At 61.9% G+C, this 20,382-nt stretch carries 21 protein-coding genes and 1 tRNA gene; 8 read left to right on the top strand and 14 right to left on the bottom strand.

Annotated elements, in window-relative coordinates:
• Window position 1 precedes the first annotated feature (1 nt).
• On the bottom strand, window positions 2–1,201 hold the full coding sequence (nirJ, locus tag FHP89_RS19005; RefSeq protein ID WP_144179378.1) for a heme d1 biosynthesis radical SAM protein NirJ: 1,200 nt from the start codon (window positions 1,199–1,201) through the stop codon (window positions 2–4).
• A 153-nt stretch (window positions 1,202–1,354) separates the two neighbouring features.
• Between nirJ and FHP89_RS19000 the strand changes: the two genes are divergently transcribed.
• The gene (locus FHP89_RS19000; RefSeq protein WP_186300381.1) at window positions 1,355–2,488 is read left to right on the top strand and encodes an HD-GYP domain-containing protein; all 1,134 of its coding nucleotides are present in this window, start codon (window positions 1,355–1,357) and stop codon (window positions 2,486–2,488) included.
• A gap of 12 nt (window positions 2,489–2,500) precedes the next feature.
• Here FHP89_RS19000 and ahbB (FHP89_RS18995) read toward each other — a convergent pair whose 3' ends face one another.
• From ahbB (FHP89_RS18995) to FHP89_RS18960, 8 genes are all read right to left on the bottom strand, one after another.
• The gene (gene ahbB, locus FHP89_RS18995; protein ID WP_144179376.1) at window positions 2,501–2,983 is read right to left on the bottom strand and encodes a siroheme decarboxylase subunit beta; all 483 of its coding nucleotides are present in this window, start codon (window positions 2,981–2,983) and stop codon (window positions 2,501–2,503) included.
• A 2-nt stretch (window positions 2,984–2,985) separates the two neighbouring features.
• Window positions 2,986–3,456, bottom strand: a complete 471-nt coding sequence (locus FHP89_RS18990; RefSeq protein WP_260851674.1) for an Lrp/AsnC family transcriptional regulator — start codon at window positions 3,454–3,456, stop codon at window positions 2,986–2,988.
• On the bottom strand, window positions 3,449–4,453 hold the full coding sequence (ahbB, locus tag FHP89_RS18985) for a siroheme decarboxylase subunit beta (RefSeq protein ID WP_144179402.1): 1,005 nt from the start codon (window positions 4,451–4,453) through the stop codon (window positions 3,449–3,451). Before ahbB (FHP89_RS18985) ends, FHP89_RS18990 begins: the two co-directional genes overlap by 8 nt.
• Before the next feature lie 38 nt (window positions 4,454–4,491).
• The gene (locus FHP89_RS18980; protein ID WP_144179374.1) at window positions 4,492–5,667 is read right to left on the bottom strand and encodes a cytochrome D1 domain-containing protein; all 1,176 of its coding nucleotides are present in this window, start codon (window positions 5,665–5,667) and stop codon (window positions 4,492–4,494) included.
• Complete coding sequence (locus tag FHP89_RS18975) at window positions 5,664–6,026, bottom strand: c-type cytochrome (RefSeq protein WP_144179373.1); 363 nt, start codon at window positions 6,024–6,026, stop codon at window positions 5,664–5,666. The genes FHP89_RS18980 and FHP89_RS18975 overlap by 4 nt, the downstream gene beginning before the upstream one ends.
• Window positions 6,027–6,195: 169 nt before the next feature.
• The gene (locus FHP89_RS18970; protein WP_144179372.1) at window positions 6,196–7,071 is read right to left on the bottom strand and encodes an ethylbenzene dehydrogenase-related protein; all 876 of its coding nucleotides are present in this window, start codon (window positions 7,069–7,071) and stop codon (window positions 6,196–6,198) included.
• Window positions 7,072–7,125: 54 nt separating this feature from the next.
• Window positions 7,126–7,734, bottom strand: coding sequence for a NapC/NirT family cytochrome c (locus tag FHP89_RS18965; protein WP_186300380.1), 609 nt, complete (start codon window positions 7,732–7,734; stop codon window positions 7,126–7,128).
• A 103-nt stretch (window positions 7,735–7,837) separates the two neighbouring features.
• Window positions 7,838–9,508 carry a cytochrome D1 domain-containing protein gene (locus FHP89_RS18960; RefSeq protein WP_144179371.1) on the bottom strand — a complete coding sequence of 557 codons (1,671 nt, stop codon included), beginning with the start codon at window positions 9,506–9,508 and terminating at the stop codon, window positions 7,838–7,840.
• Between the two features lie 154 nt (window positions 9,509–9,662).
• Here FHP89_RS18960 and cobA point away from each other — a divergent pair, with 154 nt between their 5' ends.
• On the top strand, window positions 9,663–10,604 hold the full coding sequence (gene cobA / locus FHP89_RS18955) for a uroporphyrinogen-III C-methyltransferase (protein WP_144179370.1): 942 nt from the start codon (window positions 9,663–9,665) through the stop codon (window positions 10,602–10,604).
• A gap of 48 nt (window positions 10,605–10,652) precedes the next feature.
• Here cobA and FHP89_RS18950 read toward each other — a convergent pair whose 3' ends face one another.
• Window positions 10,653–11,603 (bottom strand): alpha/beta hydrolase, encoded by a 951-nt coding sequence (locus tag FHP89_RS18950; protein ID WP_144179369.1) that lies wholly within the window; start codon window positions 11,601–11,603, stop codon window positions 10,653–10,655.
• A gap of 104 nt (window positions 11,604–11,707) precedes the next feature.
• Window positions 11,708–11,794 (bottom strand) — tRNA-Leu (locus FHP89_RS18945).
• Window positions 11,795–11,840: 46 nt separating this feature from the next.
• Between FHP89_RS18945 and queA the strand changes: the two genes are divergently transcribed.
• From queA to FHP89_RS18915, 6 genes are all read left to right on the top strand, one after another.
• The gene (queA, locus tag FHP89_RS18940; protein WP_144179368.1) at window positions 11,841–12,872 is read left to right on the top strand and encodes a tRNA preQ1(34) S-adenosylmethionine ribosyltransferase-isomerase QueA; all 1,032 of its coding nucleotides are present in this window, start codon (window positions 11,841–11,843) and stop codon (window positions 12,870–12,872) included.
• Window positions 12,873–12,874: 2 nt separating this feature from the next.
• The gene (gene tgt / locus FHP89_RS18935) at window positions 12,875–13,990 is read left to right on the top strand and encodes a tRNA guanosine(34) transglycosylase Tgt (RefSeq protein WP_144179400.1); all 1,116 of its coding nucleotides are present in this window, start codon (window positions 12,875–12,877) and stop codon (window positions 13,988–13,990) included.
• Between the two features lie 57 nt (window positions 13,991–14,047).
• On the top strand, window positions 14,048–14,371 hold the full coding sequence (gene yajC, locus FHP89_RS18930; RefSeq protein WP_144179367.1) for a preprotein translocase subunit YajC: 324 nt from the start codon (window positions 14,048–14,050) through the stop codon (window positions 14,369–14,371).
• 71 nt (window positions 14,372–14,442) lie between these two features.
• Entirely contained in the window at window positions 14,443–16,305 is a 1,863-nt protein-coding gene (secD, locus tag FHP89_RS18925) for a protein translocase subunit SecD (RefSeq protein ID WP_144179366.1), read from the top strand.
• 42 nt (window positions 16,306–16,347) lie between these two features.
• Complete coding sequence (secF, locus tag FHP89_RS18920; RefSeq protein ID WP_144179365.1) at window positions 16,348–17,280, top strand: protein translocase subunit SecF; 933 nt, start codon at window positions 16,348–16,350, stop codon at window positions 17,278–17,280.
• 39 nt (window positions 17,281–17,319) lie between these two features.
• Window positions 17,320–17,694 carry a hypothetical protein gene (locus FHP89_RS18915; RefSeq protein ID WP_144179364.1) on the top strand — a complete coding sequence of 125 codons (375 nt, stop codon included), beginning with the start codon at window positions 17,320–17,322 and terminating at the stop codon, window positions 17,692–17,694.
• A gap of 77 nt (window positions 17,695–17,771) precedes the next feature.
• On the opposite strand, the gene FHP89_RS18910 is transcribed toward FHP89_RS18915, so the two are convergent.
• From FHP89_RS18910 to FHP89_RS18900, 3 genes are all read right to left on the bottom strand, one after another.
• A complete protein-coding gene (locus tag FHP89_RS18910) occupies window positions 17,772–18,089 on the bottom strand; it encodes a DUF2322 family protein (protein ID WP_144179363.1) in 318 nt (105 codons plus the stop codon).
• Window positions 18,090–18,201: 112 nt separating this feature from the next.
• The gene (purB, locus tag FHP89_RS18905; protein WP_144179362.1) at window positions 18,202–19,566 is read right to left on the bottom strand and encodes an adenylosuccinate lyase; all 1,365 of its coding nucleotides are present in this window, start codon (window positions 19,564–19,566) and stop codon (window positions 18,202–18,204) included.
• 156 nt (window positions 19,567–19,722) lie between these two features.
• Entirely contained in the window at window positions 19,723–20,175 is a 453-nt protein-coding gene (locus FHP89_RS18900) for a pilin (RefSeq protein WP_186300379.1), read from the bottom strand.
• Window positions 20,176–20,382: the final 207 nt, after the last annotated feature.

Below are 20,382 nucleotides of genomic sequence, written 5' to 3'. Positions count from 1 at the left end.
CTCAGGCGCGACGGCGCTCAAAGGGCGTAACGGTCAGCCGCGGGCGAACGGCATCATCCGGATTCACACCGATTTCGGCGTCGTCCAGATAGCAGGCGGGATCCTCTTCCCACGGATCGCCACTCGTTTGCTGGGCGCGCACGCGGGTATTGCCGCCGCAGATATCGAAATGCGTACAGGCGCCGCAACGCCCCTTGACCTGCCGCGGGCGGGCCTTGAGGCCGGCCATGAGCGGGTCGGAGGTGTCGGACCAGATCTCCGAAAACGGCCGCTTGCGCACATTGCCAATGGTGTGGTGCCACCACATGGTGTCGGGGTGCACATTGCCGAGGTTGTCAATGTTGGCCACATTGACGCCACTGGCATTGCCGCCCCACTGCACCAGCTTGGCACGAATGTGCTCGGCCTTGTCGGGGAAGCGACGCGCCACCCATTGGTAAAAGTACACGCCGTCGGCATCGTTGTTGCCCGTAGTGAACTCGCGCACGCGGCCGGTTTTGACGTCGTCCAGGCAGGTCTCGAACAACAGATCCATCGCCCAGCGGGTGAGCTGATGCTGGGCGTCGTCCTTGCGGTTCTTGTTGCCGCGCCCCGCGTAGTTCAGATGGGAAAAATAGAATCGATCGATGCCCTCGTCGGCCACCAGTTGCAGCAAGGCGGGCAGATCGGCCGCATTGTCCTGTGTCATGGTGAAGCGCACGCCAACTTTAAGACCGCGATCGCGGCACAGGCGGATACCCGCCAGCGACGCCTCGAACGCGCCTTTCATGCGGCGGAATTCGTCGTGAGTATCGCGGATGCCATCCAGGCTGACGCCAACGTAGTCGTAATCGATCTCGGCGATCTGATCGATGTTCTCATCCGTAATCAAGGTGCCGTTCGACGACAGCGCGGTATAAAAACCCATCGCCTTGGATCGGCGCGAGATCTCGAAAATATCGGGCCGCAGCAAGGGCTCGCCGCCCGACAAGATCAGCACCGGCACCCGGTAGGCCTTGAGGTTGTCCATGACCGAAAAGACGTCCTGGGTGTTGAGCTCGCCCGGAAAATTGGTGTCGGCGGAGATCGAGTAGCAGTGCTTGCAGGTCAGGTTGCAGCGCCGGATCAGGTTCCAGATCACCACCGGACCGGGCAGGTCACGACGCGGCCCCACGGGCGTGGGGTGCTCAAGTTCATGCATGTATTGCGACAGTCGGAACATCGGTGGGACTCCAATTTCGGGCTTCGGCCATTCTTGCCCGCCCCCCATTCGCCTGCGTTGATTGCGGTCAACCGCATGGTCAGAAGCCCGCATTGGTGCTACCGTGCTGAAAACTCAACAAGACGTATTCGCAACACGGGACTCCCCCCCATCATGGATTCACGGCGCCTGTCGCCCATCGACCACATCGATAGCACGCTGCTTGACGCCTTCGTCCAGAACGCGCTCCCCGATCTGCTCGTGCCGCTGCAGCGCACACTGGTCGAACGCCTGCCTCATCCATGCCGGCTGGCGGTGATCTGGTTGGGCGACAACGCAACCCGCATTACCGCCAGCGTCGACTCGATGGGCCGGCGTAAAACGCCGGGCGAGAACGAGCTCTCGCATGTCATCGACAGCCCCACGCTACACCAGTGCCTGAGCCGCAATGCCCTTGTGCGCTCGCCGGCGATGACCGACCCGCTGGTCCGCTGGATCGCCGAAGACACCTGCAAACCCCTGCTCTGCCTGCCACTGATCCGAAACGCCGAACGCCTTGGCGCGCTGATGATCATGCAGCGCGCGGGCTTCGAGACCCCCGAAGCCAAACTGACCGAGCTGGCCAGCTGGGCGCCTTTGATGGCCAGTTTGCTGGTGCACGAAATCGACGCCATTCACGGCCTCTTTGGCGCCGTGCGTTTCGCGCGCGATTTCACCCTGATGCGAGACACCGAAACCGGCCAGCACCAGCTTCGCATCGGCGGCTACGCCGGCCTGCTGGCCCAAGTGATGGGCAGCGCCAACGGACTGGACGACGGCTTCGCCCAGGAGATCGCGCTTTACGCGCCGCTGCACGACATCGGCAAGATCGGCATCCCGGACGAAATCCTGCTCAAGCCCGGAAAATTTGACGATGCCGAGCGCGAGCGCATGAAAGCGCATGTCACCAATGGCGCGGCACTGATCGACCGACTGGTCGAAGACTTCCGGCTAGAGGGCAACCCACGCGTCAACGCGCTGCGGGCCGTGGTGGCCTGGCATCACGAATACATCGACGGCAGCGGCTACCCGGAGGGCCGCGCGGGCGACCAGATTCCGCTGGAGACGCGGATCATCACGGTGGCCGATATTTTTGACGCGCTCACCAATGTGCGTGCCTACAAGCAGCGCTGGTCGCTCGACGAAGCTTTCGAGCTGCTCCAGTCGATGGCAGGCAAGCAATTGGACAAAGAATGCGTTCAGGCCTTTGTCAGCGAACGCAAGCAAATCACCGAAATATGGGGGCATTACGCCGCTAACGGCGCGTAATGCCCTGCCGTCTCAACCGACGAGACGCAGGCCGGTCTTCTTCAGAATCTTCGAACTGAACAACACGTCCCGCGCGCGCACGGCCGCGCCGAGTCGCTCGGCGATCTGCTCGGCCTGCGCCAGCACCTCGGCCCGATCATGGCCATGCACCATGGCGAACAGGTTGTACGGCCAGTCCGGCATATGACGCGGCCGTTTGTAGCAGTGCGTCACGCATGCCATCTGACCAACGGCCTCGCCCAGCGCATCGATCTGTGCGTCGTCGACATCCCACACCGTCATGCCATTGGCTACATAGCCCAGCGCGTAGTGATTGGGCACGGCGCCCATGCGGCGAATCACGCCGGTCTCGAGCAAGCGCGCCATCCGCGCCTGCACCTCGCTGGCCGGCAAGCCAAGTGTTTCGCCGAGTGCGTCATAGGGGCGACTCACCAGCGGCAAGCCGCCTTGGGTGGCCACAATCAGCGCGCGGTCGATCGAATCAATGACTTCCATTCTCAGGCCTTGAGCTTCATTTCGACGAAGTATTCCTTCAGCTTCGGGAAGGGGTACACCGGCAGTTCGGTCTCGGCCTCGATCCGCGCAATGGCCGCGTCGATGCCGCCGGGCGTTTCAGTTGCCAGCACAAACCACATGTTGAAGGCGTGATCCCGGCGGTAGTTGTGCGCCACCTCGGGCAAGGCATTGACCTGCGCATTGACGGCTTCAAAGCGCGACTCGGGCACTGCCATGGCGGCCAGGACAAAGCGGCCGCCCATGCGCTCGACCTGAAACATCGGGCCGAAACGGGTCAGTACCCGCGTCTCGAGCATCTCCTTCAATCGATCGAGAAGCGCCGCTTCTGAAATACCCAGGGTCGCCGCGACATCCGCATACGGCGTATCGGTCAGCGGAAAGCCGCCCTGCAAGGCGTTGATGATGTTGCGATCCAGATCGGACAGGGCGACAGGAGCCTGGCGTTCAGTCATTCGTCGACTTCTCCGCAACATATCGCGCCCCACACTGCTTGAAGCGGCGGGTCGAAAACAAGACTTCGGACGGGAAATCGGCCAGCTCACATTGCGCGACGATTTTCGCCAACTGCTCGCGCACCTCGGCCTGATCATGGCCGTGAATCATGCAATACAGGTTGAACGGCCAGCCCTCCGCGCGCGCCCGGCGGTAGCACAGATTGACGCCATCGGCGGCCGCCAGGCGTTCGCCCAGTGCATTGGTCTGATCATCCGGCACATCCCAGACGCACATCGCGTTCGCCCGATAGCCCAGTTCGTGGTGGCGCACCACCACGCCAAATCGCTTGACGATGCCACGGGCAACCCAGTCACGCACCGTGCTCAGCACCTCCGACTCGCTCACCCCGGCCGAATTGCCCACACTGGCAAACGGCCGGCTGATCAGCGGCAGCCCGGACTGCAAGACCTGCATGATCGCCACTTCGGAGGGGGTCAGCACCTCCGGCGTCACGGGCCCGTAGCTCACCTGGGTGGTGGTTCGCCCCTTTCCTGCCAGATCGAAGCCGAGGTCGATGTGGTACTCCTCGCGCAGCGGCAGCGCGATGACCGGGCAGCCGGTTTCACGGCGAATCTCACGAAGGACACGGGCCAGCGCGACCGCATCAGGCGCCGCCACCACAAACCACAGGTTCCACTCGTGCTCACGCGCATAGTTGTGGTTGATTTCGGGGTGGGCACTGACGACCGCCGCCGTTTCTTCGAGATGTTCGGGGGGCGCTTTGAGCGCCGCCAGCGTGCTCGCGCCAATGCGTCGCGGCGAAAACACCGGGCCGACCCGGCTCACGGTGCCGCCCTCACGCAGGCTGGTGAGCCGCGACAGCACGCCGGCCTCGGTCACGCCGAGATCATTCGCGATCCGGGCGAATGGCCGGGTCATCAGCGGAAAATCGCGCTGAAAATCGTTCAGCAAGCGGAAGTCGGCCTCATCGGAGAAGACCGGCTTCAAGCTCATGATCGGCGCACGAGGATCTAGCAGCATGGCGGCCCCCCTTAGAACCCGATCCGCGCAGCACGATGGCTGAAGAAGATCCCGGAAGGTGCCGTCGCCGGCAAGGTCTTGCGCACTTCAAACGTATCGGTGTCGAACACCGTCACGCGATTGTCGTCACGCGCCGACACCCAGACGTTGTCACCACGCGGCGTAAACTCCATGTGCAGCACCGCCTTGCCCGGCGCCAGCGTCTTGATCACCTCGCGCGTCGGGGTATCAATCACCTGCACCCAGCCATTGTCGGGGAAGGCGAAATTCACCCACACCTGGCGACCATCCGGCCGCGCCATCACAAACACCGGTTGCCCCTTGACCGGCACGCGCGCGGCCTCGGTCCAGGTCTTGGTATCGACCACCAGCACCTCATGACGCCCGATCGCCGGCAAAAAGGCAAAGCCCCCCGCCATCGCCCAGCCGCGCAGGTGCGGCATTTTGTACACCGGCAGCTTTTCTTCGCCACGGCCGTAGCCATCGAGAATCTTCCGCGCGCCCTTCTCCAGGTGCCACAGATCCAGCAACGCGATGCCATCCTCACCGAACAGCCCGGCCATGAAGTAGCGCCCATCTGGCGTCACCAGGCCGTCGTAGGGTTGCTGTCCGGCCGGAAAGCGCGTGGTCTTGGGGTGCTTGGGATCGGAAAAATCCGTCACCCAGATTTCACCCGCATCGAACAACGCATAAACAAACTTCTGTCCAGGCACATCCGCCAGACCCACCACCTTGGAAAACTTCCCCGGCGCGTACTCTGCGGGCACTTCGGACACCAGTTCCAGCGTATCGGCATCAAAGGCCTTGATGCCGCCCGGCTGATAGTTCTGAGCGACCACCAGGCGGCCATCCTGCGACACCGAGCCGCCAATCGAATTGCCGGCCTGGATGACCCGCTTGACGATGGTCCGGGTCAGCAGATCAACCTTGGTCAGCCCACCGTCCCGGCCAAACACAAAGGCGTAGCGCGCATCGCGCGAGTAGGTCACATGGGCATGCGACAAATCGCCCAGACCCGGCACCGAACCGAGGCTCGTGCGCCCCGAATGCTCAACCACCTGCACCGATCCCGTTGCCCGCTCGATCACCACACCCAGGTCACCCGTGCCGCGCAGCACCGGCGTTTGCGCACATCCTGCCAGCAGCCCCAAAGACAGCAAACTGGCGCCCAACATCCGAACCGTCATTTCGACAACTCCATCTGTGCAGCAACCGGCGGGAAACCCTGCATCAAACGCTGCACGATCCACGCTGCTTCGCTTTCATTCATAAACGGCGCCCAGCCCGGCATCGCCGTGCCTGGGCGTCCCATCATTACCGTGGCAACCAGCGCGTCGGCCGGCTTGTCGCGCAGCGTCTCCGGCAACAAAGCCGGCCCGAGGCCGCCCTTGAGCGTCAGCCCGTGGCAGGACCCACAGTCCTGCCGCACCATATTGACCAGCTCGCGCTGCCGTTCGGTGGCGGGCTCGGCCTGCGCGGACGCGGCCACGGCAGCCACCCCGAGCAACACCAGCACATGCACCCACAGCGATCGATCAAAGCGCATTGACGACTCCTCTCCTTCAATGTCCGCCACCTTAGGCCATGCCCCACCGGCCGCCCTTGACAGTTGTCAAAGCCCCCTCTTTTGCCATGGATATCTGCCACCAAGACCCTGATTGCACAATAAAAAAGGCGCCCGAAGGCGCCTTTTCAACACACTACAGACAGATCGCTCACTGCTTCGCAGCGACGATATCTGCCTTGGCATCAATCCCCAGGGTGTAACCCATCGACACCTGGTGGAAACGACCCTTGGCGTGGTCGTCATGCACCGCGAAGCCGAAGTTGTAGGTCTTGCCCGTGGCCAGGGCGATATCCCCTTCGCCACCACCGGCCAGCTTGCGGGTGAATACCACGGTCCAGGTGTCGCCGTCCTTCTTGCCCTCGGCTTTCACCAGTCCCTTGCCACCGTCCTCAACGCGCTTGTCGGCGACGTAACCGTCGTGGCCTTCGCCCTTGCCGCTGCGCCACTGAATCAGGTCGTAGTACTTGCCGCTGGCCAGATCGCCACCTTTGACATACTTGGTTTTCTTGTCGTCGGCGCCCGGCATGGTGCGGGCATCAGAGTGGCAGGTCTCCCAGCAGCCGGACTGATCTGCACGCTCCACCTTGTTGCCCTCAAGCATGAAGGCCACCTTCACCTGGTTGTCGGCATCCATCTTGGCGGCGCCAGAGGCCTTCGGCTCTTTCCAGTTAAAGCGCAGATAGAGATTTTCACCGTCATGCGCTGCCTGCACGCTGACCGGAATGGATGGGGCCTTGCCGGCGATCGGTGTCGGTTCGATCTTGCTGCCGCTAGCCATTTTCTGGCCCATATCGGCGAGTTCTTCTTCGTGACAGCCGACACAGGTCTCGCCCTTCTTCAACAGGCGGGCACCACCGTGGTCGCTGCCCTTGGTGATCCACTCGATCGGCGACACACCCGGATAGAACACGGTGATCTTCTTGGCAGCGACCTTACTCCAGTCGGCAGGCTCGGCGGCATTGGCCACGCCGGCACCAAAAGACAGTGCGACGCCCAGTGCGATTGCGGAAAACTTCATGCTCATGTTTTGTCCCCTGTAGGTCATTGGGTTTGCTACAAGTCAGCGGTTGCCCGCCATTTAACCTTCATCCTCTTCGGTCATGCCTTCAGGTTTGTTGTGCGCAATCCCTTTATGGCAGTCGATGCAGGTCATGTTGTCTTCGATGGCGAACGTGTGGCTCTTCTGCGCACGCTTGGCCTGCGCTTCCGGATTCATGCCATCAAAACTGTGACAGTTGCGACACTCGCGCGAGTCGGAGGCTTTCATCCGGGCCCACTCGTTACGCGCCAGACGCAAACGATTCTCTTCGAATTTTTCCTTGGTGTCGATGACGCCGGTGATCTTGCCCCATACTTCCTTGGAGGCCTGGATCTTGCGGATCATCTTGTGTGTCCAGTCCTTGGGCACATGACAGTCGGAGCACACGGCACGCACGCCGGTGCGGTTCGAGTAGTGAATGGTCTGTTTGTATTCTTGATACACGTTGTCCTTCATCTCGTGGCACGAGATGCAGAACTCCAGCGTATTGGTTGCTTCCATGGCCGTATTGAATCCGCCCCAGAAGAAGACACCCGAGAAAAACCCGACGACGAGGAGTGTCAGGAGGGAATACTTGGCACTCGGACGGCGCAAGCTCGCCAGAAAGCCCGTTTTCCGGCCCGAGTTGTCGCTGGATTGATCCGTCATTTTCTATCCTTCTTGGGCTGCCCGGAACGGCAACCGTTGCAATCGCTATCAGTGATAAACCGGGGGCCGAAGCCCCCGGGGTCAAACGTCTACCCGATGTTGCTTAGTAGATGTCGTGCTGCGTGTTGTGCAGGTTGAACTTGCCGGTCGGGGTGATGATCTTCGGATCGGTGATCACTTTCTTGAGCTTCAGTGTCACGTCGTCATACACCACGATGGCGGACTGGTCAGCCTTGCCGCCCCACAGGGAGATCCACACCTCGTTACCGTCAGCGTTGTACTCAGGCTGCACGGCACGCTTGATGGCCGAGGTTTCCGGCAGGCCCGAATCCTTGGCAACGTTCAGCATGACCGGCGGCTTGGACAAGTCGGAGATCAGATAAACGGCGACCGATTCAGCCAGTGCCTTCTCCGGGTTCTGCGGCGCATCGGCCCACAGGTGCTTGGACTTCGGGTGGGTCTTGACGAACAGGTTGCCAGCACCAACGTGCTTGATTTCCTGAACGACTTTCCACGCGTTGTCCTTGTGCTTCTCCGGATCGGTACCGATCAGGGTGATCACGTCGGCACCCAGGTGACCGGTGGTCCACACGGGACCATAGGTCGGATGCACGAAGTTGGCGCCACGACCCGGATGGGGGATCTTGGCGGTATCAACCAGTGCGGCCAGCTTGCGCTCGACGGTGTCGACCACGGCGATCTTGTTGGAGGCGTTAGCAGCCACCAGGAAGTAACGCTGAGTGGAGTCCCAACCGCCGTCATGCAGGAACTTGGCGGATTCGAAGGTGGTTTCCTTCAGGTTCTTCAGGTCAGAGTAATCCACCAGACGGATCTGGCCGGTTTCCTTGATGTTGACAACCCATTCCGGCTTGGTCTGCGAAGCCACGATAGAGGCCACGCGCGGCTCGGGGTGGTATTCGCCATCAACGGTCATGCCGCGGGTGCTGACGATCTTGAGCGGCTCAAGCGTTGCGCCGTCCATGATCGAGTACTGCGGCGGCCAGTAACCACCGGCGATCGCGTAGGTGTCCTCGTAGCCCTTGAACTTGGAGGTATCCACCGAACGTGCGTCGAAAGCCACCTTGACTTCAGCCACAACGGCAGGCTGCTCAAGCCACAGGTCGATCAGCGACAGACGACCGTCACGGCCGATCACGTACACATAGCGGCCAGAAGCCGAGATACGCGAAATGTGAACCGCGTAGCCGGTCTTGACGACGCTGACGATGCCTTTGGTGTCGCCATCAATCAGTGCCACTTCGCCGGTATCACGCAGGGTGACCGAGAAGATGTTCTTCAGATTGATCTTGTTCATCTGCTTGGTCGGACGCTTGTCGACCGGCATCATGACTTTCCAGGTGGCCTTCATTTCGGCCATCGAGAACTCAGGCGGGACATCGGGCACGTTCTGGATATAACGGGCCATCAGGTTGATTTCATCCTTGGTCAGGATGTCGTCGAAGTTCACCATGCCGCCTTCGGTACCGTAGGCGATGATCTTCTCAAGACGATTCTGACCCAGCTTCAGCGTACCGCCTTCCAGCTTGGAGCCATCCTTCAGGGTCTTTTCCCAGTGCGGCTCGAGGTTCTTGCCGGTTGCGCCTTTACGCAACACACCGTGACAGCCGGCGCAACGCTCAAAGTAAATTTTCTTGGCGGTTGCCTTCTCGGCATCCGTCATGCTCGGTGCATCAGCTGCAAAGGCACTGCTGATGGCAAACGGCATTGCCGCCATCGCCAGCGCGCTCGCCAGCCAGGTTCCACGGGTCTTCATGCTCGGTCTCCCTTCTAAGAAAACGCAGTTGCGGGTCATTCCGCTGGAGACGAAGGTTGAACCTCACGAACCGCTGCGTCTTTGACTCCAATCAATCTTGATCCGATAGAAGGGTTGTTACAGTCATACCCCATCGAACCCGAGGATGACGAACATGGCCGGCCAAGACACCAGTTTGACCTGTAACAATGGATTGACCGCCCCGGCCCTGTCGTCGCTACTCCAACGCATCGTCGACCGACTCGAAGCCCGCGGCATCAGCGGCCGACCGATTCCGCCGCGAAGCCGAAGCCTCACACCGCCAGACGGCGCCCCGGCACGACAAGGCAAGACGCCCGACGGCGTCGTCAGTCTGGTGGGTGCGGGTCCCGGCGACCCCGAACTGCTGACGCTACGCGCCGCCCGGCTGATCGCGGCAGCCGATGCGGTGGTCTATGATCACCTGGTCGGCGAACACATCCTGACCCTGATCCGCGACGACGCTGAACGCGTCTATGTAGGCAAGGAAGCCGGCAATCACACCCTGCCACAAGGTGAGATCAACACCCTGTTGGTACGCATGGCGCAGGCCGGCAAGCATGTCGTCCGTCTCAAGGGCGGTGACCCGTTCATTTTTGGACGTGGCGGCGAAGAAATTGAAGAGCTGGTGCAATCCGGCGTGCGCTTCGAAGTGGTACCCGGCATCACCGCGGCCTCCGGGGTGTCGGCCTACGCCGGCATTCCGCTCACGCACCGCGACTACGCCCAGTCCTGTACCTTCGCCACCGGTCATCTCCAGGACGGCACCGCCGACCTGGACTGGGCCGCGCTGGCGCGACCGCATCAAACCGTGGTGATCTACATGGGGATCGGCGCGCTGCCGCAGATCTCAAAGCAGCTGATCGCGCATGGTGTACCGGCCGACACGCCGGCGGCCGCGGTACAAAACGGCACCACCGATCATCAGCGCACGGTGGTGGCCACGCTCGGCACGCTGGCCGACGCGCTGGCCGAGGCAGGCCTGCGCCCGCCGGCACTGCTCATCGTCGGGCAGGTGGTCAAGCTGCATCACCGCCTGGACTGGTATCAGCACGCGCTGGCCGAAGAAACCGCTTGATTCGGACGAAACATTCAAGCATTCACGCCGCATCGATGTACGGCGTTTTTAGGTGAGCGACAGCGCCTCGGCCAGATCGGCGGCCACTTGCGCCACCGCGACATTGGCTTGCGGGAAGTAGCCGCCCAGCGTGAAGAAGCCGTGCACCATGCCGTCGTAAGCATGATGGCGCACCGTGACGCCCTCCGCCTGCGCCCGCTCGGCAAACGCGAGACAGTCGTCAGTCAATGGGTCGCAGCCTGCCGTCACCAGCGTCATCGGCGGCAAACCGGCCAAGGACGAGGCGCGCATCGGCGACGCGCGCCAGTCTTCGGACTCGCCATTGGGTAAGTAGCGCTCAAAGAACCACTGCAGGGTTGCGCGATCCAGAAAATAGCCGTCGGCATAGGTCTCGCGACTGGGCCGACTGCTGTGGATTTCGGTGCACGGATAGATCGCAGCCAGATAGCGCAGCGGCGGCACGCCAGCACGGTCGCGCCAGGCCAGTGCCGCGCCCAGCAGCAAGTTGCCACCGGCACTGTCGCCGCCCAAGGCGACGCGGTCAGGATCGATTTCCAGCAAATCGGCCTGCTCGATGGCCCAGTCCGGCGCCAGCAAGGCATCGTCAAAAGCCGCGGGGAAGGGGTGCTCGGGCGCCAGGCGGTACTCCACCGACAACACCGCACAACCTGCGCCATTGGCCAGTTCGCGGCACACCACGTCGTAGGACGGCACATCGCCCACGCACCAGCCGCCGCCGTGATAGAAAACCAACAGGGGCAGCACCTGACCGGACTTAGCCTGCAAAGGGCGGTACAGCCGGGCCATCAACACCGATCCGTCGCGACGGCCGATCGGCACCTCGGTGACCGAAGCGACCGGCGGCGCATCAGGCCGGAAGGCAAACAGCAATTTTTCAGAGGCGCGGCGCGCCTGAGGAACATCCAGCTCGTGAAAGCGCGGCACACCCACACGCTGAACCATGTCGAGCAGTCCCCGGGCTTTGGGGTCGAGCGCCATGAAAGCATTCTCCGCTGGATTCCGTCAGGGCCTGTGCCGCTGTACTTGGCAAGGCCGTCGTGTGACGGATAAGATTCGGGGCTTTTCGCCCACGATTGAAGCGCTGGTGCCGGGAGGGGGACTCGAACCCCCACAGTGTCACCACCGGCGGATTTTGAATCCGCTGCGTCTACCGATTCCGCCATCCCGGCTGGCTAGCCGCGCATTATCACCAAAACATGATCCCGTATCAAGCACATGACACTCACTCTCGACGATTTTGATTACGCGCTGCCCGACGCGCTGATTGCTCAGGCCCCGCTCGCCGAGCGCAGTGCCAGCCGCTTGCTGGTGGTCGGCAGCGACGCGCTCAGCGATCACGGCATCACCGATTTGCCGGAACTGCTCGGCGCCGATGACCTGCTCGTTTTCAACGACACCCGCGTCATTCACGCCCGCCTGTTCGGCCAGAAAGCCACCGGCGGCCAGGTCGAAGTGCTGATCGAGCGCCCGGTGGGCGAGCACGAAGCCATTGCCCAGGTACGCGCCAGCAAGTCGCCCAAGGCAGGCAGCACGCTGCGACTGGCCGATGCCTTCGACGTCGAGGTGCTCGGCCGGGTGGGTGATTTCTTTCATCTGCGCTTTCCGGCCGACGCCACGGTCATCGACTACACCGAGCGCTACGGCGCCCTGCCGCTGCCGCCCTACATTACCCGCGCCGCCGGCGAGGCGGACGAGGCGCGCTACCAGACCGTCTTCGCCCGCCACCCCGGCTCGGTCGCCGCACCGACCGCCGGCCTGCACTTTGACGAGGCCCTGCTGGCGCGCATTCGCGAACGCGGCGTGCGCACCGCGGCGGTGACGCTGCATGTGGGCGCCGGCACTTACCAGCCGGTGCGGGTACAGAATCTGGCCGAACACCAGATGCACCGCGAACAGTACATTGTGCCGGCCGAAACCGTGGCCGCCATCGAAGCCACCCGCGCGCGCGGCGGCCGCGTGGTCGCGGTGGGCACCACCAGCCTGCGCGCACTCGAATCCGCCGCGCAGTCCGGCCTGCTGGTGGCCGGCTCGGGCGAAACCGAGCTGTTCATCATGCCGGGCTACCGATTCCATGTGGTTGATGCGCTGGTCACCAATTTTCATCTGCCCAAATCCACGCTGCTGATGCTGGTGTCGGCGCTGGCGGGCATGGACAGCATCCGCGCCGCCTACGCCCACGCGGTCGCGCAGCAGTACCGTTTCTTCAGCTATGGCGACGCCATGTTTCTTTCCCGGAGGGCGTCATGAGCCTGAATTTTGAATTGCTGGCCACCGATGGCGCCGCGCGGCGCGGCCGGCTCACGCTGAACCACGGCGTGGTCGAAACCCCCGTGTTCATGCCCGTCGGCACCTACGGCACGGTCAAGGCGATGACGCCCCAAGCGCTGAACGACATCGGCGCGCAGATCTGCCTGGGCAACACTTTCCACCTGTGGCTGCGCCCCGGCACCGAGGTGCTCGACACTTTCGGCGGCCTGCACGGCTTTATGGGCTGGAACAAACCGATCCTGACCGACTCGGGCGGTTTTCAGGTCTTCAGTCTGGGCGCGCTGCGCAAGATTACCGAAGAAGGCGTCAAGTTCGCCTCGCCCATCGATGGCAGCAAGCTCTTTCTCACGCCCGAAGAGTCGATGCGCATCCAGCGCTCGCTCAATTCCGACATCGTGATGATTTTCGACGAGTGCACGCCCTACCCGGCCACACTCGACGAAGCCGCCAAGTCCATGCAGCTGTCGATGCGCTGGGCCAAGCGCTCACGTGACGCCTTCGACGCGCAGGAGAACCCCAACGCGCTGTTCGGCATCGTGCAAGGCGGCATGCACGAAACCCTGCGCGACGACTCGCTGGCCGGACTGATGGACATCGGCTTCCACGGCTTCGCCATCGGCGGGCTGTCGGTTGGCGAACCCAAAGAAGATATGCAGCGCATCCTCGCCCACACGGCGCCGCGCCTGCCGCAAGACAAACCGCGCTACCTGATGGGCGTGGGCACCCCCGAAGACCTGGTCGAATCAGTCGCCGCCGGCATCGACATGTTCGACTGCGTCATGCCGACCCGCAACGCCCGCAACGGCTGGCTGTTCACCCGCTTTGGCGATCTGAAAATCAAGAACGCCAAGCATCGCAACGACACCCGCCCGCTCGACCCCAGCTGCAGCTGCTACACCTGCCAGAACTTTTCGCGCGCCTACCTGCACCATTTGCACCGCACCGGCGAGATCCTCGGCGCCATGCTCAACACCACCCACAACCTGCATTACTACCAGGCGCTGATGGCGCAAATGCGCAAAGCACTGGAGGCCGGCAGCTTCGCCGAATTCGTGCGCCGCTTCCAGGATGAGCGCGGGCGCGGTGCCGAGGTGTGAGTTGCCTGCAACTGCTATACTTGCCGCCTTTTCAATGAAATGTGATCGGAGTCCAACGTGCTGATTTCCAATGCCTACGCTCAAGCCGCCGGAGCGGCAGATCCCAGCGGCGGTCTGATGGGCCTGCTGCCCCTGCTGCTGATGTTTGCAGTGCTGTACTTCGTCATGATCCGTCCGCAGATGAAGCGCGCCAAAGAGCACAAGGGCATGGTCGAAGCGCTGGCCAAGGGCGACGAAGTCATCTTCGCCGGCGTCATCGGTCGCATCACCAGCGTGGGTGACACCTACTGCGAGGTCGAGGTCGCTGAAAACGTGAATCTCAAGATTCAGAAACTCGCCGTTGCCAATGTGCTGCCAAAAGGCACCATCAAGAGCATCTAAGTCTTTGTATCGTACGGGCGGCCTGGCCGCCCGCTCCGTTTCTGATTCACGCCAGACCAGGCGACTCGCCCATGAACCGTTATCCCCTCTGGAAAAACCTGCTGATCGCCCTCGTGCTGATCTTCGGGTTCATCTACACCCTGCCCAACTTCTACGGCGAAGTGCCTGCCGTTCAGGTGTCCAGCGGCAAGGCAACCCTCAAGCTCGAACCGGCGCAGGTCGAAGCGCGCGTGGCCGAGATCCTGAGCGCGGCGAAGCTCCCGCACACAGGCATCTTCTCCGACGCCAACAGCGTCCGCGCCCGTTTTGAAACGACCGATCTGCAGTTGCAGGGCAAGGACGCCATTGAGCGCGGCCTGAACCCGAACGCCGCCGACCCGAGCTATGTGGTGGCGCTCAACCTGCTCTCGGCCTCGCCGAACTGGCTGACCTCCATCGGCGCCCTGCCCATGTACCTCGGCCTCGACCTGCGCGGCGGCGTGCACTTCCTGCTCGAAGTCGACATGGACGGCGCGCTCACCAAACGCATGGACGCCACCGCCGGCGACCTGCGCACCCTGCTGCGCGACAAAGACGTGCGCCACTCGGGCATCCGTCGTATCAGCAACGCGGTTGAAATCCGCTTCCGCGATACCGACGTCCGCGAAGCCGGTCGCAAAGCCATTCTGGCCAGCACCGCCGATCTGCTCCTGGTCGATCGCGACGAAGACGGACAGGCCAGTCTGACCGCCACGCTGACCCCGCAAGCGGCCAAGACGCTGCAGGAATTCGCGATCAAGCAAAACATCACCACCTTGCACAACCGGATCAACGAACTCGGCGTGGCCGAACCGGTGATTCAGCAGCAAGGCGCCAACCGTATCGTGGTGCAACTGCCCGGCGTACAGGACGTGGCCAAAGCCAAGGACATCCTCGGCCGTACCGCCACCCTCGAAGTGCGCATGGTCGACGACACCGCCGGCCGCCTCGAAGAAGCCATGGCCGGTCGCGTGCCTTTCGGCACCGAGCTGTACACCGAACGCGGTGGCAGCCCCCTGCTGGTCAAGAAGCAAGTGGTGCTCACCGGCGAGCGCCTCACCGACGCACAGCCCGGCTTTGATGGCCAGACCCAGGAGCCGGCGGTCCACCTGACGCTCGACTCGGCCGGCGCCCGCATCTTCCGCGACGTCACGCGCGAGAACGTCAACAAGCGCATGGCCATCCTGCTGATCGAAAAGGGCAAGGGCGAAGTCATCACCGCGCCGGTCATCCGCGGCGAAATCGCCGGCGGCCGGGTCCAGATTTCGGGCCGCATGAGCACCCAGGAAGCCACCGACGTGGCCCTGCTGCTGCGCGCCGGCTCGCTGGCCGCGCCGATGGAGATCATCGAAGAGCGCACCGTCGGCCCAAGCCTGGGTGCCGAAAACATCGAAAAAGGCTTCAACTCCACCCTGTGGGGCTTCGTCGCCATCGCGGTGTTCATGATCGCCTACTACGCCCTCTTCGGCCTGGTGTCGGTGCTGGCGCTGTCGGCCAACCTGTTGCTGCTGGTCGCGCTGCTGTCACTGCTGCAGGCCACGCTCACCCTGCCGGGCATCGCCGCCATCGCGCTGACCCTGGGCATGGCGATTGACGCCAACGTGCTGATCAACGAGCGCATCCGCGAAGAACTGCGCAATGGCTCCAGCCCGCAAGCGGCCATTACCGCCGGCTACGACCGCGCCTTCGACACCATTCTCGACTCCAACGTCACCACGCTGATCGCGGGTATCGCGCTGCTGGTATTCGGCTCCGGCCCGGTGCGCGGCTTCGCCGTGGTGCATTGCCTGGGCATCATGACCTCGATGTTCAGCGCGATTCTGGTGTCGCGTGCGCTGGTCAACCTGGTCTATGGCCGTCGCCGCAAAGTCGCTGCCCTGTCCATCGGACAAGTGTGGAAGCCGAGCAACAACTGATAACACTGGCCGGCGTTCGCGCCGGCAGCAAGGACTGCGAACATGGAATTCTTCCGCATCAAGAACGACATCCCGTTCATGAAGCACGCGCTGGTGTTCAACATCATCTCGTTCATCACCTTCGCGCTGGCGGTACTGTTTTTGCTCACCCGCGGACTCAACCTGAGCGTTGAGTTCACCGGCGGCACGCTGCTGGAGGTGAACTACGCCGAGGCGCCGCAGGTGCAGCTCATCCGCGACGCGCTGGGCGAAGGCGGCTACCCCGACGCCCAGGTACAGAACTTCGGCAGCGCCCGCGACATCCTGATCCGCCTGCCCAACAAGGACGGCCTGGACAGCAACCGGGTCTCCGAAAAGGTGCTTGGCATGCTGGCGACGGTGGACGGCCCCAAAGGCGAAATGCGCCGGGTCGAATTCGTCGGCCCGCAGGTCGGCAAGGAACTGGCGGCCGACGGCGGCATGGCGCTGCTGCTGGTGGTGATTGGCATCATGATCTACTTGGCATTGCGCTTTGAGTGGCGCTTCGCCATCTCGGCCATCATCGCCAACCTGCACGACGTGATCATCATTCTCGGCTTCTTCGCCTTCTTCCAGTGGGAGTTCTCACTGGCCGTGCTGGCCGCCGTGCTCGCGGTGCTGGGTTACTCGGTCAACGAATCGGTCGTGGTTTTCGACCGGGTACGCGAAACCTTCAAAAAGAAGCGCGCCATGAGCACGCCAGATGTGCTCAACCACGCCATCACCCGCACCATTTCCCGCACCGTCATCACCCACGGCAGTACGCAGGTCATGGTCTTGTCGATGCTGCTCTTCGGGGGCGAAACGCTGTACTACTTCGCCCTGGCGCTGACCATCGGCATCCTGTTCGGCATCTACTCCTCGGTGCTGGTCGCCAGCCCGCTGGTGATGTGGCTGGGCGTGTCGCGCGAGCAATTCATCCAACCGAAAAAGACCAAGGAAGAGGCGGTCGTCTAACAGCACCCGCCCCGGATCTCCGCGACAAGGAAGCGTCCCATGGAAGTCAATTTCTACGTTCTGCCGCTCTATCTCGGCCTGTTTGCGCTCGCCGGCCTGATGCTGTCCCGGGCCTGGCGCATCGGCAAACGCAACCGGCTCGACCTAGTCGCCAACTGGAGCAACGTGCAGCTCGAGAACCCCGAGCGCTACAAGCCGATCTACATCACCATCAACCTGATCGGCGGCGTCTTGCTGATTGCCCTCGCCGCACTGGTGCTGCTGGTGGGTCTGCCCTTCGCTACCTGGGTGTCGCTCGCCGCGTTCATCTTCTGGAGCTACTTCTTTGCCTACCAGTTCCTGTCGTGGAACGCCAAGAAGAACGCGCAGAACGAAGCCAAAGCGGCCGAAGAGGCCAAGAAACAGAAAGCCTGAAGACAAAGCAATACAAAAAATGGGATGCCTCGGCATCCCATTTTTTTCGATTCAAGCTCGCGCAGGCAACGCCGCCATCAAACGGCAAACACCTGCTTGACCCGTAACGTCTCATCCCGCTCGATCAAACCGATCAGTCGATCGATATTCGGATGCTTGCCAGGATTGGCACGGGCGTCGTCCGTATGCTCGGCATACAACTCCAGTCCCTTCTTCGCCGCATCGGGCGAAATTGCGCCGTACAGCTGCGCCAGATGGTTGTAGACCACCAGCGAGCCGGCCTGCCCCGCCTTGTTTTCGATGGTCGCCACCTCACCCCCGTCCGCATCGATCAGCGTCAGCGCTGCCAGATGCGAGACTTTGGGCAGTTGCTTGAGTGTTTCGGAAAAAGACATGCACGCCTCCGTGGCCAGGCCACCCGGCTGGCCAATCGAATGTAGGGCGGGTTTCAACCCGCCAATGGATGAAAAAGGCCGGCTGAAGCCGGCTCTACAGAAACCGAAAAGATCAAATCGCGCGCGCGAGCTGCGCCGCAATACCGATATAACTCGCCGGCGTCATCTCCAGCAAGCGCGTCTTCTCGGCATCCGGAATCGCCAGCGTCTGAATAAACGCGTGCAGGCCTTCCTTGGTGATGCCCTTGCCCCGCGTCAGCGCCTTGAGTTGCTCATAGGGGTTTTCGACGCCATAACGACGCATGACGGTCTGCACCGGCTCGGCCAGCACTTCCCACGCCTGATCCACATCCGCCACCAGCTTGGCCGGATCGGCCTCCAGCTTGCCCAGGCCCTTGAGCAGCGAGTCATAAGCCAGCAAGGTGTGCCCAAAGGCCACGCCCATGTTGCGCAACACCGTCGAGTCCGTCAGGTCGCGCTGCATGCGCGAGATCGGCAGCTTCTCGCTGAAATGGCGCAGCATCGCGTTCGCCACCCCGAGGTTGCCCTCAGCGTTTTCGAAGTCGATCGGGTTGACCTTGTGCGGCATGGTGGACGAACCCACCTCGCCTTCCTTCAGGCGCTGCTTGAAAAAGCCCAGCGAGATGTAGCTCCAGATATCCCGGCAGGCGTCGATCAGCATCGTGTTGCAACGCGCCGTCGCGTCGAACAGTTCAGCCATCGCATCATGCGGCTCGATCTGGATCGTGTAGGGGTTGAAGCTCAGCCCCAGCGACTCGACAAAGCGCTGGTTGAACCCAGCCCAGTCAAAGTCGGGGTAAGCCGACAGATGCGCATTGTAGTTACCCACCGCGCCGTTGAACTTGGCCGTCATCTCGACCTCGGCGATCTGCTTGCGCGCCCGCTTGAGCCGGTAGGCAATATTCGCCATCTCCTTGCCCATCGTCGTCGGACTAGCCGGCTGACCATGCGTGCGCGACAGCATCGGCGCATCCGCCAGCTCATGCGCCAGCGCCACAAAGCGCGCGATCACCCGATCCAGCGTCGGCAGCATCACCTGCTTGCGCGCATCGTTCAACATCAGCGCATGCGAAGTGTTGTTGATGTCCTCGGAGGTGCAGGCAAAGTGAATGAACTCCGACGCCTTCGCCACCTCGGCGTTATCGGCAAAACGCTTCTTCAACCAGTACTCGACCGCCTTGACGTCGTGATTGGTCGTCGCCTCGATCGCTTTGACGGCCTCGCCATCCTGCGGCAGAAAGCTCTCGACGACACCGTCGAGTTTGACTTGGGTGGAGTTCGAGAACGGCGCGACTTCGGCAATCGCCGGCTCGGCAGCCAAGGCCTTCAGCCAGGCGATCTCGACCTTGACGCGACTGCGGATCAGGCCGAATTCGGAGAAATGGTCGCGAAGGTCGGCGACTTTGGCAGCGTAGCGGCCGTCGAGAGGGGAAAGCGCGGACAAAAATGCGAGCATGGCGTCGAATCGATTCCGTGATAAACAGACGTTATTTTACCCATCGATCGCTAAAGAACCCAGCATTTCCAGCAAACAAAAAAGAACGCCCGACATACCATCGGGCGTTCATTCATCAACCAAAGTCAGGCATTACGGCCCGACTTTTTTCGAACATTAGTTATTTTTGGTAATCGCGGCAAGAGCCGCTGCTTGGGAAACCGTCGTGGTATTAGTCCAGCGCAGGTTGGTGTCGCCGGCTGCAACGGTCGGGGTAAAGGTGATGGTCTGACCGTCGACATTAGTACCGATCCCGGTTGCAAGCGTTGCAACGATAACACCATCGACAATCGTTGCCGAAGCAACTTCCTTGGTCGCGGTCAATGCTGCCGGAACGCCGTTGGAACCTGCGTCGCAACCGGTCAGGACACCACCAGCCTCCTGTGCACACAGAGCAACTGCAGTCTTTATGCTATCGACGGCGGTGAGTGCATTACCGACTTTTGCTTTGATCGTGTAGTCCTGATACTGCGGAATCGCGACAGCGGCCAAAATACCGATAATCGCAACCACGATCATCAGTTCGATCAGGGTGAAGCCTTGCTGGGCGCGCTTGATGGTCTTGTTCATGGTCATGCTCCTCAGAGAGAGATTCTGTCAGTCACGGATTGGATCCGCTCGGGAACATATACGCATTGTGCGTGCCAGTTTTCTAAGAAATCAATTTTTCTCAATGTTTACAACAAATTAGAATTTTCAGCCAAATTCCAGCGTGACAATCGTCACGGTCGATTTGGCGCGGGGTGACGATTTTCGTCACCCATGTTGACGTCATAC

Source organism: Denitromonas ohlonensis (assembly GCF_007625205.1).
GTDB classification, from domain to species: Bacteria; Pseudomonadota; Gammaproteobacteria; order Burkholderiales; family Rhodocyclaceae; genus Nitrogeniibacter; species Nitrogeniibacter ohlonensis.
The sequence above is the reverse complement of the archived record's forward strand: the minus strand, read 5'-3'. Positions and strand labels throughout refer to the sequence as shown.

Excerpts from the sequence above, each read along its gene's own strand:
- nirJ (WP_144179378.1), bottom strand. The coding sequence starts at position 1,201 with ATGTTCCGACTGTCGCAATACATGCATGAACTTGAGCACCCCACGCCC.
- FHP89_RS19000 (WP_186300381.1), top strand. The coding sequence starts at position 1,355 with ATGGATTCACGGCGCCTGTCGCCCATCGACCACATCGATAGCACGCTG.
- ahbB (WP_144179376.1), bottom strand. The coding sequence starts at position 2,983 with ATGGAAGTCATTGATTCGATCGACCGCGCGCTGATTGTGGCCACCCAA.
- FHP89_RS18990 (WP_260851674.1), bottom strand. The coding sequence starts at position 3,456 with ATGACTGAACGCCAGGCTCCTGTCGCCCTGTCCGATCTGGATCGCAAC.
- ahbB (WP_144179402.1), bottom strand. The coding sequence starts at position 4,453 with ATGAGCTTGAAGCCGGTCTTCTCCGATGAGGCCGACTTCCGCTTGCTG.
- FHP89_RS18980 (WP_144179374.1), bottom strand. The coding sequence starts at position 5,667 with ATGACGGTTCGGATGTTGGGCGCCAGTTTGCTGTCTTTGGGGCTGCTG.
- FHP89_RS18975 (WP_144179373.1), bottom strand. The coding sequence starts at position 6,026 with ATGCGCTTTGATCGATCGCTGTGGGTGCATGTGCTGGTGTTGCTCGGG.
- FHP89_RS18970 (WP_144179372.1), bottom strand. The coding sequence starts at position 7,071 with ATGAGCATGAAGTTTTCCGCAATCGCACTGGGCGTCGCACTGTCTTTT.
- FHP89_RS18965 (WP_186300380.1), bottom strand. The coding sequence starts at position 7,734 with ATGACGGATCAATCCAGCGACAACTCGGGCCGGAAAACGGGCTTTCTG.
- FHP89_RS18960 (WP_144179371.1), bottom strand. The coding sequence starts at position 9,508 with ATGAAGACCCGTGGAACCTGGCTGGCGAGCGCGCTGGCGATGGCGGCA.
- cobA (WP_144179370.1), top strand. The coding sequence starts at position 9,663 with ATGGCCGGCCAAGACACCAGTTTGACCTGTAACAATGGATTGACCGCC.
- FHP89_RS18950 (WP_144179369.1), bottom strand. The coding sequence starts at position 11,603 with ATGGCGCTCGACCCCAAAGCCCGGGGACTGCTCGACATGGTTCAGCGT.
- queA (WP_144179368.1), top strand. The coding sequence starts at position 11,841 with ATGACACTCACTCTCGACGATTTTGATTACGCGCTGCCCGACGCGCTG.
- secD (WP_144179366.1), top strand. The coding sequence starts at position 14,443 with ATGAACCGTTATCCCCTCTGGAAAAACCTGCTGATCGCCCTCGTGCTG.
- secF (WP_144179365.1), top strand. The coding sequence starts at position 16,348 with ATGGAATTCTTCCGCATCAAGAACGACATCCCGTTCATGAAGCACGCG.
- FHP89_RS18915 (WP_144179364.1), top strand. The coding sequence starts at position 17,320 with ATGGAAGTCAATTTCTACGTTCTGCCGCTCTATCTCGGCCTGTTTGCG.
- FHP89_RS18910 (WP_144179363.1), bottom strand. The coding sequence starts at position 18,089 with ATGTCTTTTTCCGAAACACTCAAGCAACTGCCCAAAGTCTCGCATCTG.
- purB (WP_144179362.1), bottom strand. The coding sequence starts at position 19,566 with ATGCTCGCATTTTTGTCCGCGCTTTCCCCTCTCGACGGCCGCTACGCT.
- FHP89_RS18900 (WP_186300379.1), bottom strand. The coding sequence starts at position 20,175 with ATGAACAAGACCATCAAGCGCGCCCAGCAAGGCTTCACCCTGATCGAA.